Below are 13,294 nucleotides of genomic sequence, written 5' to 3' on the forward strand. Positions count from 1 at the left end.
GGCATTATCCTCGGGCAATAAAAAGGCGACCGCAACGTTATCCGATGCGGTCGCCTTATAAAGCGGCTAGCCATTAGCTTAACTGACAAGCATTAAGCCATCAGGCTCCGTTTTTATTTGCGCATGGTTAGGCTAAATTACGCGAGTTGTTGTTGCAGATGAGAAACAACGTCATCAATGCTTAATTTAACCTTGTCACCGCCTTTGCGTGACTGATACTCAACCATCCCTTCATCCAGGTTACGTTCGCCAATAACGATTTGATGAGGGATACCCACCAGCTCCATATCGGTAAACATAACGCCGGGACGCTCTTTACGGTCATCGAATAACACATCGATACCAGCGTCTTGCAGGGCTGCGTATAGCTTCTCGGTAGTTTCCTGAACGCGAGCTGATTTGTGCATATTCATGGGGATCAACACGGCCTGGAATGGCGCCAAATTATCCGGCCACTGAATACCACGGTCATCATGGTGTTGCTCAATTGCCGCCGCCACGATACGCGATACGCCAATACCGTAACAGCCCATGGTGAGGGTTTCGTGTTTGCCGGTTTCTGACAATACACCAACCTTCATCGCGTCACTGTACTTTTTACCGAGCTGGAAAATATGACCGACTTCGATACCGCGGGCAATTTTAATCTGACCCTGACCACAGGGGCTGGGGTCGCCCTCAACCACGTTACGCAGATCGGCAACTTCGGTTAAGGTCGCATCGCGGCTCCAGTTAACACCGGTTAACCAAACACCGTTTTCGCCGGCGCCACAGGCGAAATCAGCCAGGTTTGCCGCCGAGTGGTCAGCTATAACAAGGCCGTCAAATTGGGTTGGCCCGGTAAATACACTGTGCACACCGGTTAGCTTATGGTTGTCGAGCAAATTAATTGGGCTGGCCACTGCCGGGTGCTTTTCGGCTTTAATGGTATTGAGTTCGTGATCGGCACGAACAACTAACAACACATACTCTGCTTCGACGTTATCGCTGGCTTGTGCGACAACGCATTTTACCGCCTGTTGAGCATCCACTGACAAAGGTTGCAACAATGCCGCAAGATCATCACCTTTTACGTCGTGACGCTGCAGCTCCATAGTCGGCGCAGCGCGTTCAGTTGTCGGCGCTAACGCCTCCGCCATTTCGACATTGGCAGCGTAATCGGATTGGTCTGAAAACGCGATAGCATCTTCGCCGGAGCTGGCTAATACGTGAAACTCGTGCGATGAGTGACCACCGATAGAACCTGTGTCTGCGATAACAGGTCGGTAATCCAGTCCCAACCGCTCAAAAATACGACAATAAGCCTGATACATTTGATCGTAAGCTTGTTGTAACGATTCTTGCGTTAAATGAAACGAGTAGGCATCCTTCATCACAAACTCCCGCGCGCGCATCACGCCAAAGCGGGGTCTAATTTCGTCACGGAACTTGGTTTGTATTTGGAATAGTGTCAATGGTAGCTGTTTATAGCTGCTGATTTCTTTGCGCACCAGTTCACTGATTATTTCTTCGTGTGTTGGCCCCAGCAAAAAGTCGCGTTGGTGGCGATCTTTCAGACGCAGCAATTCCGGACCGTAGTCTTCCCAGCGACCTGATTCCTGCCATAAGTCTGCCGGCTGTACCATCGGCATCAGAATTTCCAGCGCATTAACGGCTTCCATTTCTTCGCGTACGACTTTCTCTACTTTACGCAGCACGCGTAAACCACTGGGCGTCCAGGTATATAAACCAGATGCCACTTTACGGATCATGCCCGCACGAAGCATCAATTGATGGCTGATGATCTCCGCGTCAGACGGGGTTTCCTTTAGGGTAGACAGTAAATATTGGCTGCTGCGCATGATGTCTTAGTCTCGTTTTATTTAACCCGAAAAAATTAGGCCGAAGTTTAACAGTGTCTGCCGCTTGTCAAAAGTCTTTTTGCTGACGTATTTCGGTTATTGTCAGGCATTGGCCGGTAACGTACCAGTTAAGTTCAAGATCATACAGCTGACTGACGTAATGTCGCTCAGGTTGTTTGCTGGCATGGTAGGCAGGGCGGGGGTCCTGGCGAAGAACCTCAATGATAACCTGGCGCAGGTTTTGATAGTGCTCAGACTTGGCCGCATTGCTGGTTAGCTCATCAATAAAGGCTTCTGCTGTTGCACTAAAACAGACCTCAAGCTGGTTGGGTTCATCGCCGGCAAACGCACTGCTTGCTTCAGGTATCGCGTCGACGTAAGGAACATAAGGCTTAATGTCCACGATGGGAGTTTGGTCGAGCAGATCAGCACCTGATACAACCAACTTTATTTGCGGTTTAACGACAACATCGACAAGTTTTACCACCGACATACCCAGGTTATTCGGCCGAAAGGGAGACCGCGTCGCAAATACGCCCAACTGCTTGTTGCCGCCCAAACGGGGTGGCCGAACACGTTCACGCCATTGGTGGCTGCGGTGCTGGTTAAACTCAAATATCAGCCACAAGTGAGAATACTGTTGTATGCCCTCGATACTGGCAGTATGGTCAAAGTCACCGACAAACGACACGGTGCTGATAACAGAAGGCGCTAATCCCGGTTGTCTGGGAATACTAAACTTGTCGGTAAAGGGTGATGTTATTAACGCTATAGGTTGCACAATATTGTCCATTAACGGATTAAAGTAAAATTTCGCTTTTTTCGCTAGATAATGATGTTATTCACCATGCTTATGGTGTGGTGGGCGGTCGAGTTAATAATAACCCATTGAAAAATATAAATAAATTAAATTGGCACACAGATTGCTCCAACTATTTTGAATGTCATGGCGACTGACTTAATAACACGCACTGACTAACTTAATCAATTTGTTGGATAAAAGAACAAAAAGGAATCTGTAGCATGTTTAAGCAAAAAGTATGGCCGATAGCAATTGGATTAATTGGTTTGGTAACACTGAGTTCGGCGGCTTGCGCCAAAGAAGAAGTGGTATCGCAGCATCAATTTACGGTATCGCAAACCACCGAAATAAGCATTGATAACTCGGTCGGCGAAATCGAGTTTATACGCGGTGACACCGATCAAATGGTAATTGAACTGACTATCAAGGAAACTGACGACGGCTTCTTTTACGGTGGTGGGGATGTTTACGCGGTCGACCTTGTCAGTGACTGGTCTGGTGAACAACTGCGTCTGTCAATTGAGCCTGACGAAGATGTGCAGGCGCACTGGCGCATAACCATGCCTAAAGTTGCGGAAATCAGCGTTGATATGGGTGTGGGCGAAATAAGCGGTGAAATTTATACCACACACAGTAGTTTTGACCTGGGTGTTGGTGAGATCAATCTTGATGTTTATGGTGAAGACATTGCCCGGATAAGTATTGATGCAGGGATTGGTGATAGCAAAATTACCGGCTTCAGTCAGGGCAAAAACGAAACCACTCGCGCGATGGTCAGTTCAGAGTCTGATGCGCATGGTAATGGCCAGTATCGATTAACTGCCGACGTTGGGGTTGGCGAAGCGCGTTTAAACGTCAAAGGCCTTAAGTAATCAACAATTAGCGCGCAGTTGTACCCGCTTTGGCAAAACAGCTGACCTGCGTGTAGCAACGCGAGTCAGCTGTTTTCGGTAATTGGTAGCATTGTAGTTGCAGTACACTGTCAGCACCGAAGCGAGCAGCATCTTCCCGCAAAAACTGCAATGCTTGTTGTTTTGATGCCGCGGGTTGATCTAAACGTGTTTGACAGCTATCGCCGGTAACCACACTCAATATGCGATAATTGGATGGCACCGAGCCTTCAATAACATCAATGTCATCGGGGTCAGTAACGGCAGGGGAGTTGTTACCCCCCGCAACCGGTTTACCGACGTCAAACGGACTTTGCCAGGATATGTCAGCACAACCGACAGTAAATACCGAAAGCACAGCAGTTAGCATGATTATTTTTAGTTTTTTTGTCATTGCTTTTGCTACCTAATGCCATCCCAATTTCACTAAATTAAGCCTTAGCGTATCAGAAAGTCGCTTAATGGACGACCGTTATCCACCGCTTTTTGCAGGGCTTTGGGCATGCGACCCTGGCCGGTCCAGGTTTTACGATCACCATTTTCGTCGGTAAATTCGTATTTTGGTGGTTTGGGGGCGCGTTTGCGGCTGGCTTTTGCGATTGGCTTACCACCAATTTCGTCTTCCAGAATGTCAGAAATATCAATGCCGGCTTCCTGCATTGTGCGTTTCAGTTCAGCAATTTTTTCGCGTTTTTGCTGACGCTCACGTTCAAGTTCTTCGGCCTCAGCTTCGCGTTTATTAACGACATTATTCAGTTTGTGTTGAACTTCTTTTAATTCGTCAATTGATAAGTCTTTTAATGCCGCATTTAAGCGACGTTCGTGATTAATAATTCGAATAAAGTCACTCATGTATTTTAGTCCTTAAACTATCGGTTTTATTATGAAACTAACAGGCGTTTATATTATAGGCTATTAAATAAAAAAACGAGCCGCAGCTCGTTTTTAAATGGTATAAACAGTTGTAATACAAAAGCACAATTACATATTAGGGTAGGTGGGGCCACCACCACCTTCGGGAACAACCCAATTAATATTCTGCGACGGGTCTTTAATATCACAGGTTTTGCAGTGAATGCAGTTTTGTGCATTTATTTTAAATACTTCTTTGCCATCTTCTTCTACAACTTCGTAAACACCAGCAGGGCAATAGCGTTGTGCAGGCTCAGCGAACTCGGGCAGATTGACCGTTAATGGAATATCTGCATCTTTTAACTGTAGATGACAAGGTTGATCTTCGGCATGATTAGTATTCGATAAAAATACCGATGACAGTCGATCAAAGGTTAATTTATTATCCGGTTTAGGATATTCAATAGGTTGGTGCTGAGCCGACTTTTCTGTGCATTTATAATCTGGTGTCCATTCTTTAAATTTGAACGGAAGTTTGCCGCCAAAATAATTTTGGTCCAACATATTATAAGCGCCGCCAAGCGTTGTACCCAGCTTATGAATAGCACCACCGAAATTACGTGAGCGATACAATTCATCAAATGCCCAGGATTGCTCAAATGCCTGAGTAAAGTCGGTTAACTCGGTGTGTTGCTGTTCGTTTTGCAATGCATTAAAGATTGATTCTGCGGCAATCATGCCGGATTTCATTGCGGTGTGATTACCTTTAATCTTAGCAAAATTCAGGGTGCCGGCATTACAGCCCACCATCAAGCCACCGGGGAATGTCATTTTAGGTAGCGAGTAATAGCCGCCTTTAGCAATTGCGCGGGCGCCATAACTGACACGTTTACCGTTCTCCAATACAGCTTTTATTGCCGGGTGGGTTTTATAGCGTTGAAACTCCTGGAATGGGTTCAGGTACGGGTTTTTGTAATTAAGGTCGATGATCAAACCTACATAAACCTGGCCATCTTCCGCGTGATATAAATAACCACCGCCGGAACCGTTATCGTTTAATGGCCAACCCGCGCTGTGAACCACTTTACCCGGCTCGTGAACATCGGCAGGCACGTCCCAGATTTCTTTAAAGCCAAGACCATAGTGTTGCGGCGTGCTGTCTTTATCCAGCTGGAACTGATTAATGAGTTGCTTACCCAAGTGGCCACGGCAGCCCTCTGCAAAAACGGTATACTTTGCCCGTAATTCCATACCCGGCATATAACCGTCTTTTTCACTGCCATCGGCGCCAACGCCCATGTCACCGGTTTGAATACCAGCGACACTACCGTCCTCGTTGTAAAGCACTTCGCTGGCAGCAAAGCCGGGGAATATTTCTACGCCCAATTGCTCCGCCTGCTCCGCCAGCCAACGGCATATGTTGCCCATACTGACAATATAATTGCCTTTATTATGGAACGTTTTAGGCACTGCAAAGCCGGGAACCTGAGATGCGCTTTGGTGGTCTTTCAGCAATAAAATCTCATCGCCGGTTACGGCAGTATTGAGTGGTGCTCCGCGCTCTTTCCAATCGGGAAAAAGTTCATTCATTGCTCGCGGCTCGAATACGGCGCCGGATAATATATGGGCACCGATGTCAGCGCCTTTTTCGACCACACAAATCATTAGTTCTTGATCATTGTCTTTTGCCAGCTGACCTAAGCGGCATGCTGTGGCAAGACCTGATGGACCAGCGCCAACAATAACAACATCAAAATCCATGCTTTCACGTTCCACGTTTACCTCCCCTCCACTAAGCGATCTGAATTGGGATCAGCCCGTGATAATTTTCGAGTAATTCGGTGATTTTTTCTGCCGGTAATGGGCGACTAAACAAATAACCCTGCCCAACGCCGCACTCGCGACTCATTAAAAAGTCGACTTGCTCAGGGGTTTCGATACCCTCAGCAACTAATTGAATATTTAAGTTTCTGGCTAAATTAATAATCGTTTGAACGATAACAGCATCATCTTCATTATCTGGCAGGTCGTTAATAAATGAGCGGTCAATTTTTAACGAGGTTACCGGAAAGTTTTTTAAATAAGATAATGATGAATAACCCACACCAAAGTCATCGATAGCCAAACTCATACCATTGTCACGTACCGCGTGCATAAAGTTGGTATGCGATTGAATGTTTTCGATAAAGACTTGTTCCGTTAATTCTAATTCAATTTTATCAGCCGGAACTTGCGCGCCGTGCACGGTACTCATAATGTCATCGACTAAGTGCGGAAGATGTAGCTGTTTGCCGGAAATATTAATCGCCATGGTGAGGTCTTCAAAGCCCGCTTTATGCCAATGATGTAATTGATTACAGGCTTCTTTTAAGACAAATTCTGATAATGGAATAATAAGTCCGGTATCTTCGGCTATCGGAATAAACTGATCAGGGCCGATCACGGTACCGTCTTCCTGAACCCATCTGACCAAGGCTTCTAAACCAACAATACGGTGGCTCAGTAATTCCACTTTGGGTTGGTAATAAACAACCAAAGACTCGTTTTCTACCGCATAACGAAGTTGTTTAACCAGCTCCAGCTTTTTCGCTAAATCACGGTGTACGGCTTTATTGTATAAATGATAGGTATTACGACCATTGTCCTTGGCTTGATAAAGTGCAGTGTCGGCATTACGAATTAAGTATTCGGCATTAAAATCTGCATCATTGGCAAAGGCAATACCGATGGACGCGCTGATAAATAATTCGTAATCATCAACAAAAAAGTGCGAATCAAGTGCTTTAAGTAACTGTTGTGTCAGGTCAATGACCTGCTGGCGATTGTCGGGTTTTAAAATAGCCAGCAGAAATTCATCGCCGCCGGAACGAGCCAGCCGGGAGTTTTTCGGCGCCAACTTACTAATACGGCGCGCGACCCGGCGTAATAGCTCGTCACCAACGGTATGGCCTAAGGCATCGTTAACTTCTTTAAACCGATCCAGGTCGATAAAAAGAATGGCGCTGTTGGCGCTGAGTTCAGTATTTTTTAATTGCTCATTAAGAATACGCATCAAAGCGTTACGGTTAATCAGATTAGTCAGTGCATCGTGTTCGGCCAGGTAAGCCATTTGTTTTTCGATGCGCTCACGTTCATCAATTTCGGTGTAAAGCTCAATATTTGCATCGGCCAGCTGCTGTGCTTTATAGCGACTTTGCGCGAGAATAAAAATTACGAAGGTGAGCATTGCAGTAATCAATAAACCGGCAAGCAATATAGCGATAGAAACACCACCGCGAAGCTGCGCCAGTTTATTCGACGTGAGCCAGATATTGAGTTGCCAAGAGTTCCCGAGTATTTGTAGCTGCCGTGTTTCCGTCCAGCTTTCCCGCAGGCTCATGTCACCGGCAAACTGATAGAGGGTTTTGCCCTGGTGGTTCAGTGACAACTGAAAACCCTCACTGATATTGCCGCGGATTACGTTATTGAGTAGATCCTGCATACTGATGATAAGGCCGAGAAACCCCTGTTTATCGTCGTTTTCTATGCGCGCAAACATGGCAACATCACTGCTTAAGCGGCCTAAGTTACCGGCACTTCCAACCATGGCATGACGGTTACCGGAAGACACCTGCAGGCGTTCAACTAAATCTGAGTCTTTAAACACCGTCCCTAACAGTTGGGGTTGGCGACTTGGCGGGAAAAAGCGTTGAATCTGCAGGGTTGGGGACAACCACGCAAGGCCCTGTACGCTTTGATAATAAAGCGTGATTAGTTCAGCGTCACGTTGCCAACTTTGCTCCAGTGAAGGTTGGTTTTGTTCCCATTCACGTGCCAATAACTCAGTTGCAAATAAGTGCGCCGTCATATTTTGACGTATTTCGCGCTGTAGATTGAATGCCTCTGTTTGCAGTGCATCCCGGGCGGCTTCATTTTCGCTTTGGCGCAAATAGCCGAACGCTGCAAGTGACACAATAATGCCAGCGCAGGCGGTCAGTAGAACTTGTTTAGCCCCTGGAAATAACGTCATAACGGCCTTTTAAAACTACGATTTATTATTACTCTTGCTGCAGCTCCGGGCGATCGCGAAATTCGTTTAACGCTTCCGGGTTTGCAAGAGCGTCCGTATTGTTAACGGTTTCACCATGGATCACCTGACGAACCGCTAATTCAACAATCTTACCACTGATTGTGCGGGGGATGTCACGCACTTGTAAAATAATAGCGGGAACGTGGCGCGGTGTCGCGTTTGCCCGGATGGTTTTCTTTATTTGCTGACGTAAGTCATCATCTAATGTGATGCCATCACGCAACTTAACGAATAACACAACGCGTTCGTCATCGTCTATCTGTTGGCCGACAGCAATACTTTCCAGCACCGCATCTATCTTCTCTACCTGGCGGTAAATTTCCGCCGTACCAATACGTACGCCACCCGGGTTTAGCACCGCATCAGAGCGGCCGTAAATAATCACACCATCATGTTCGGTAAGTTCGGCAAAGTCACCGTGAGCCCAGGTATTTTTAAAACGCGCGAAGTAGGCATTAAAGTACCGCTGGCCGTCGTCGTCATTCCAAAAACCAACCGGCATGCAGGGGAATGAGTTTTCACACACTAATTCACCTTTTTTGCCGCGGATGGCCTCGCCATTCTCGTTATAAATAGCAACCGCAAGTCCCAGTCCGCGGCATTGTAATTCGCCACGGTAAACGGGCAGGATAGGGCAGCCTAGTGCAAAACAAGAGACGATATCGGTACCGCCGGAAATCGATGACAAACAGAGGTCGGTTTTGATATCGCGGTACACGTAATCGAAACTTTCCGGCGGTAGTACCGAGCCGGTGGTTAATATGGCACGGAGTCTATCTAATTGGTGTGATTTACGCGGTTTTACGCCGGCTTTTTCCAGTGCCGCTAAATACTTAGCGCTGGTGCCAAACACAGTAATGCCTTCCTGCTCGGCAACGTCCCATAAAAATTCGGGTTCTGGTGCAAAGGGTGAACCGTCAAACAGTACCAGGGTGGCGCCGTGAGCCAGCCCGCTGACTAACCAGTTCCACATCATCCAGCCACAGGTAGTGAAGTAAAATAGGGTATCTTCGGCACGCAAATCGGTGTGCAGACCGTGTTCTTTTAAATGCTGTAACAAGGTACCGCCAGCGCCGTGCACAATACACTTTGGAACCCCGGTGGTGCCTGACGAGAACATGATATACAGGGGGTGATTAAAGTCGGTGGTAACAAACTCAATGTGGCGGGCGTCATTATCAATAAACGCATCGTAGCCCACCACAGTGTCACCGGCGAGGGTGTCGGATTGATCACTGAAATTAACAACGACCACGCACTCAACAGTATCTAGCTGACTGACGATATCCGCGACTTTGTCTTTGATATTAAGATTTTTGCCGTTGTAAAAATAACCATCAACCGTCAGCAGTACTTTTGGCTCGATCTGACCAAAACGGTCCAGCACCCCCTGCACACCAAAGTCGGGTGAACATGACGACCAGATAGCGCCAAGACTAGTGGTAGCTAACATGGCAACGATAGTTTCGATGCAGTTTGGCATCATCGCGGCAACGCGATCGCCTTTGCTAACGCCTTGTTGCTTAAGCCCCTCGGCAAATTGAGCCACCTGTTGGTAAAGCTCACTGTAGGTCAGTTGCTGACGGGCGCCATTTTCACCGCGAAACACCAGTGCAACTTTGTCATCACGATGACGTAACATGTTTTCAGCAAAGTTAAGGCTTGCTTGCGGGAACCATTTAGCGCCCGGCAACTTATCTTTTTTCTCCACCACGGTTGCGCCTTTATCGCCGATAACCTGAAAATAATCCCAAATCATCGACCAAAAGGTTTCGTTGTCGTCCAGCGACCATTGATATAAATCGTGGTAGTTGGCTAACGTCTGTTGGTGATCGGCATTAACTTGCTGTAAAAAGTGCGTCATATTGGCGTCAGCGATGGTATCTGCTGACGGCTGCCAAAGTTGTTCTGTTGTCATTATTTACTTCCCTTGCTTTGCCAGTTCGGCTAGTGCGACCTGAGAGCGTGGACCATGGCTTAAATGTTGGCAAATGGCATCGCCGGCGGCAATGAGTTTTTGTAAATTGACCCCTGTTTCGATGCCCATACCGTGCAACATGTAAACCACGTCTTCGGTGGCAACGTTACCACTGGCGCCTTTTGCATAGGGGCATCCCCCTAAGCCGGCGACTGCGCTGTCGATGGTTGCAACGCCAAGCGGCAGGCAAGCGGTAATATTAGCCAACGCCTGACCATAGGTATTATGAAAGTGTAACGCCAGGTGTTCCATCGGTACTTCGGCAGCCACCGCTTCCAGCATGGCCCGAGCTTGCCAGGGCGTGCCGACACCAATGGTATCGCCCAGTGAAACTTCATAACAGCCCATGTCATAAAGTGTTTTGGCGACACGTACAACATCGGTTAGAGGAACCTGACCCTGGTAAGGGCATCCCAGTACACACGAGACATAGCCACGTACGCGGATACCTTTTTCCTGAGCGGCGCTTATTACCGGCTCAAAACGTGCCAGTGACTCATCGATGCTGCAGTTGATGTTTTTTTGGCTGAACGCCTCAGAAGCGGCACCAAATACTGCAACTTCGTCGGTATTGACCGCCATGGCGTTTTCAAAACCTTTCAGGTTAGGCGTTAAGCCAGCATAAGTTACGTTATTGTCACGGTCGATAGCTTGCATAACGTCGGCACTGTCTGCCATTTGCGGAATCCATTTCGGACTGACAAAACTGGCCGCTTCGATATAACCTAACCCGGCCGCTGTTAATTGGTTAACCAAATCAATTTTGGCCTGGGTCGGCACGGCTTTCTCGTTTTGCAAGCCGTCGCGCGGACCCACTTCAACAATTTTAACGTGTTTGGGCAGGGCGTTAGTTGGCGTTGCCATCAGGCCTCCTCAGTCATAGCAATGAGCTCGTCACCATCACTGACGAGATCGCCGGCAGCATAGAATACATCAGTGACTTCACCCGCGTGGCCGGCGCGAATGGTGTATTCCATCTTCATCGCTTCCATAATCACCAGTGGTTGATCTTTCTCGACGCTATCACCTTTGCTTACCAGCACCTCCATAATGGTGCCATTCATGGGTGCGACTAAACCACCATGGGCGGCTTCATCAACCAGCGTATCGGTAACTTTATGGCGGTGCAGGGTAACCGGGCCTTGCTCAGTAAATACAGTCAACTCCTGGTCATCAGCGCAGACAAAGCGTTGGTAATGGCGGCCGTTACACACGACCGTCATTTGGTCATCGTTGATGCTAACCTGCCATTGCAACTCGCTGTCTGCAGCTTCGGTTACAAATACCGCATCGCGTTGTTCAATGGTGATGCTGTGCAACTGGTCTTGATACTGCAGTTCAACCGTATGCAAGTCGGCATCATTCATGCGTAAGGCATTGGCTTGATGCCAGGGACTATCGGTAGCAAAGTACGCGGTAGCAGAGTGCGCCTGCTGGCGACTGACAATATCGTAGAGTGCCGCTTCGGTGGCAACCTGATTAACATCGATATCAAGCTGCGGCATCAAGCTCTGCTCATGCTGCTGAATAAACTCGGTAGTCAAGTTCATTTGCACAAATTCAGGGTGGCTGGCTAAGCGATGTAGAAAATCAATATTGGTGGTTAAACCGGTTAACCGGTACTGCCGCAGCGCACGCTGTAATTTCAGCAATGCACGATCACGATCAGTATCCCAGACAATCAACTTGGCAATCATCGGGTCGTAAAACGAGGAGATCTCATCACCTTCGGTAATACCTGTGTCTATACGTACGCCTGGTTCTCCCTCGGGCGTGCGCAAATGCCGGATGGTACCGGTACAGGGCAGAAAGTCATTATCCGGATCTTCGGCATAAATACGCGCCTCAAAGGCATGGCCATTAACCTGAATGTCGTTTTGCGCCAGTGGTAACGGTTGTCCTGAGGCAACTAGTAACTGCCATTCCACCAAGTCCTGCCCGGTAATCAATTCGGTAACCGGATGCTCAACCTGCAAGCGTGTGTTCATCTCCATAAAGAAGAACTCACCGCTTTGGTCATATAAAAACTCGACCGTGCCCGCACCGACGTAGTCAATCGCCTGCGCTGCTTTAATCGCAGCTTCGCCCATGGCCTGGCGGGTGCGTTCGGTTAATGCCGGCGCCGGTGCTTCTTCCAGAACTTTTTGGTGACGACGCTGCACCGAACAGTCACGCTCAGCTAAGTAAACCGCGTTACCGTGTTCATCGCAGAAGACCTGAATTTCGACATGGCGAGGATTACGAATAAAGCGTTCGAATAACACCTTATCGTTGCCGAAAGACGATTTAGCTTCGCGTTTGGCCGAAGCGAGTGCTTGGTCAAACTCTGCTAAGCTCTCGACTACGCGCATGCCCTTACCACCGCCGCCATAAGCCGCTTTTAGCAATAACGGGAAACCCACTTCTTCAGCTTTTGCTTTTAAGGTTTCTGCGTCTTGCTCGCTGCCATGGTACCCCGGCACCAGCGGTACGCCGGCTTCCTGCATAATCGCCTTGGCGGCACTTTTAGAACCCATAGAAGCGATTGAGGCGACTGGCGGGCCGACAAAAATAATGTTTTGTTGCTGGCATAAGTCAGCAAAGTCTTCGTTTTCTGACAAAAAACCATAACCCGGATGGATCGCTTCAGCACCCGTTTGTTTGGCGGCAGCAATGATCTTATCGCCGCGCAGATAGCTTTCACTGCTGGCAGCAGGGCCAATATTGATGGCTTCATCCGCAAGTTTTACGTGACGCGCATGGCTGTCGGCATCAGAGTAAACTGCAATGGTGCGGATACCCATTTTTTTAGCCGTGGCGATAATACGACACGCAATTTCACCACGGTTGGCAATTAATAACGAGGTAATCATACCGTTTCCT

Annotated in this window: 10 protein-coding genes; 1 reads left to right on the plus strand and 9 read right to left on the minus strand. The window is 48.0% G+C overall.

The features are described from left to right. Positions 1-137: 137 nt before the first annotated feature. Positions 138-1,841, minus strand: coding sequence for a proline--tRNA ligase (locus DEU29_RS11550; protein ID WP_133540513.1), 1,704 nt, complete (start codon positions 1,839-1,841; stop codon positions 138-140). Between the two features lie 67 nt (positions 1,842-1,908). Next, positions 1,909-2,622, minus strand: a complete 714-nt coding sequence (gene tsaA / locus DEU29_RS11555; protein ID WP_243734584.1) for a tRNA (N6-threonylcarbamoyladenosine(37)-N6)-methyltransferase TrmO — start codon at positions 2,620-2,622, stop codon at positions 1,909-1,911. Positions 2,623-2,864: 242 nt separating this feature from the next. Here tsaA and DEU29_RS11560 point away from each other — a divergent pair, with 242 nt between their 5' ends. After that, the gene (locus DEU29_RS11560) at positions 2,865-3,515 is read left to right on the plus strand and encodes a hypothetical protein (RefSeq protein WP_133540515.1); all 651 of its coding nucleotides are present in this window, start codon (positions 2,865-2,867) and stop codon (positions 3,513-3,515) included. Positions 3,516-3,522: 7 nt separating this feature from the next. Here DEU29_RS11560 and rcsF read toward each other — a convergent pair whose 3' ends face one another. From rcsF to DEU29_RS11595, 7 genes are all read right to left on the minus strand, one after another. Next, entirely contained in the window at positions 3,523-3,927 is a 405-nt protein-coding gene (rcsF, locus tag DEU29_RS11565) for an Rcs stress response system protein RcsF (protein WP_133540516.1), read from the minus strand. 44 nt (positions 3,928-3,971) lie between these two features. Further along, entirely contained in the window at positions 3,972-4,385 is a 414-nt protein-coding gene (locus DEU29_RS11570) for an H-NS family nucleoid-associated regulatory protein (RefSeq protein WP_133540517.1), read from the minus strand. Positions 4,386-4,514: 129 nt separating this feature from the next. Then, complete coding sequence (locus DEU29_RS11575) at positions 4,515-6,161, minus strand: electron transfer flavoprotein-ubiquinone oxidoreductase (protein WP_133540518.1); 1,647 nt, start codon at positions 6,159-6,161, stop codon at positions 4,515-4,517. A gap of 16 nt (positions 6,162-6,177) precedes the next feature. Next, complete coding sequence (locus tag DEU29_RS11580; protein ID WP_133540519.1) at positions 6,178-8,394, minus strand: putative bifunctional diguanylate cyclase/phosphodiesterase; 2,217 nt, start codon at positions 8,392-8,394, stop codon at positions 6,178-6,180. Between the two features lie 28 nt (positions 8,395-8,422). Further along, entirely contained in the window at positions 8,423-10,372 is a 1,950-nt protein-coding gene (locus tag DEU29_RS11585; RefSeq protein WP_133540520.1) for an acetoacetate--CoA ligase, read from the minus strand. Between the two features lie 3 nt (positions 10,373-10,375). Continuing rightward, on the minus strand, positions 10,376-11,296 hold the full coding sequence (locus DEU29_RS11590; RefSeq protein WP_133540521.1) for a hydroxymethylglutaryl-CoA lyase: 921 nt from the start codon (positions 11,294-11,296) through the stop codon (positions 10,376-10,378). Next, complete coding sequence (locus tag DEU29_RS11595; protein ID WP_133540522.1) at positions 11,296-13,284, minus strand: acetyl/propionyl/methylcrotonyl-CoA carboxylase subunit alpha; 1,989 nt, start codon at positions 13,282-13,284, stop codon at positions 11,296-11,298. The genes DEU29_RS11590 and DEU29_RS11595 overlap by 1 nt, the downstream gene beginning before the upstream one ends. Between the last annotated feature and the right edge of the window lie 10 nt (positions 13,285-13,294).

The organism is Idiomarina aquatica, assembly GCF_004362895.1.
GTDB lineage: Bacteria > Pseudomonadota > Gammaproteobacteria > Enterobacterales > Alteromonadaceae > Idiomarina.

Bases quoted from the DNA above. Each gene is read 5' to 3' on its own strand.
- DEU29_RS11550 (WP_133540513.1), bottom strand. From the start codon at position 1,841: ATGCGCAGCAGCCAATATTTACTGTCTACCCTAAAGGAAACCCCGTCT.
- DEU29_RS11560 (WP_133540515.1), top strand. From the start codon at position 2,865: ATGTTTAAGCAAAAAGTATGGCCGATAGCAATTGGATTAATTGGTTTG.
- rcsF (WP_133540516.1), bottom strand. From the start codon at position 3,927: ATGACAAAAAAACTAAAAATAATCATGCTAACTGCTGTGCTTTCGGTA.
- DEU29_RS11570 (WP_133540517.1), bottom strand. From the start codon at position 4,385: ATGAGTGACTTTATTCGAATTATTAATCACGAACGTCGCTTAAATGCG.
- DEU29_RS11580 (WP_133540519.1), bottom strand. From the start codon at position 8,394: ATGACGTTATTTCCAGGGGCTAAACAAGTTCTACTGACCGCCTGCGCT.
- DEU29_RS11585 (WP_133540520.1), bottom strand. From the start codon at position 10,372: ATGACAACAGAACAACTTTGGCAGCCGTCAGCAGATACCATCGCTGAC.
- DEU29_RS11590 (WP_133540521.1), bottom strand. From the start codon at position 11,296: ATGGCAACGCCAACTAACGCCCTGCCCAAACACGTTAAAATTGTTGAA.
- DEU29_RS11595 (WP_133540522.1), bottom strand. From the start codon at position 13,284: ATGATTACCTCGTTATTAATTGCCAACCGTGGTGAAATTGCGTGTCGT.